This is a genomic window from Pseudomonas sp. 18.1.10, assembly GCF_024655625.1.
Taxonomy (GTDB): domain Bacteria; phylum Pseudomonadota; class Gammaproteobacteria; order Pseudomonadales; family Pseudomonadaceae; genus Aquipseudomonas.
Map to the genome: position 1 here is coordinate 1 of NZ_JANLGL010000455.1, position 1,238 is coordinate 1,238.

At 59.4% G+C, this 1,238-nt stretch carries 1 protein-coding gene; it reads left to right on the plus strand.

Annotated features, from left to right (window positions below; translation table 11 throughout):
• Positions 1-119: 119 nt before the first annotated feature.
• Positions 120-1,139, plus strand: coding sequence for a branched-chain amino acid aminotransferase (locus tag NUV89_RS29665; RefSeq protein WP_017735429.1), 1,020 nt, complete (start codon positions 120-122; stop codon positions 1,137-1,139).
• Positions 1,140-1,238 lie beyond the last annotated feature (99 nt).

The window sequence follows — 1,238 nt, forward strand, 5'->3', positions numbered from 1 at the left end:
ATAAATCTGATGACTGACACACCGCATTCGCGAGCAAGCCCGCTCCCACACAAAGCAAGAATGAAGTATTGTTGCGCCCATTCAGAAAAAAACCGACTTGACCAAAGATAGAGGGTGTCATGGGTAACGAAAGCATCAATTGGGACAAGCTGGGTTTTGACTACATCAAGACCGACAAACGGTTTCTCCAGGTCTGGAAAAACGGCGAGTGGCAAGACGGCACCCTGACCGACGACAACGTGCTGCACATCAGCGAGGGCTCCACTGCCCTGCACTATGGCCAGCAATGCTTCGAAGGCCTCAAGGCCTACCGTTGCAAGGACGGTTCGATCAACCTGTTCCGCCCGGACCAGAACGCCGCCCGCATGCAACGCAGCTGCGCGCGCCTGCTGATGCCCCATGTACCGACCGACGTGTTCATCGACGCCTGCAAGCAAGTGGTCAAGGCCAACGAGCGGTTCATCCCGCCGTACGGCAGCGGCGGCGCGCTGTACCTGCGCCCGTTCGTGATCGGCACCGGTGACAACATCGGCGTGCGCACCGCCCCGGAGTTCATCTTCTCGGTGTTCGCGATCCCGGTCGGCGCCTACTTCAAGGGCGGCCTGGTGCCGCACAACTTCCAGATCTCCACCTTCGACCGCGCCGCGCCACAAGGCACCGGTGCCGCCAAGGTCGGTGGCAACTACGCCGCCAGCCTGATGCCCGGTTCGGAAGCGAAGAAGGCCGGTTTTGCCGATGCGATCTACCTGGACCCGATGACCCACTCGAAAATCGAAGAAGTCGGTTCGGCCAACTTCTTCGGTATCACCCACGACAACCAGTTCATCACGCCGAAGTCGCCTTCGGTGCTGCCAGGCATCACCCGCCTGTCGCTGATCGAACTGGCCAAGTCCCGCCTGGGCCTGGACGTGGTTGAAGGCGAAGTGTTCATCGACAAGCTGGACCAGTTCAAGGAAGCCGGCGCCTGCGGTACCGCAGCGGTGATCTCGCCGATTGGCGGCATCCAGTACAACGGCAAGTTGCATGTATTCCACAGCGAAACCGAAGTCGGCCCGATCACCCAGCAGCTGTACAAAGAGCTGACGGGCGTGCAGACCGGTGACGTTGAAGCGCCAGAGGGTTGGATCGTCAAGGTCTAACAGCAACACCACATAACTGAATGTGGAGTGAGCTTGTGTGGGAGCGGGCTTGCTCGCGAATGCGGAGTGTCAGTCAATACAGCTGATACTGACACCTGT

What these genes read in the sequence shown, in the direction of transcription:
- NUV89_RS29665 (WP_017735429.1), top strand. Translation starts at nt 120, where the DNA reads ATGGGTAACGAAAGCATCAATTGGGACAAGCTGGGTTTTGACTACATC.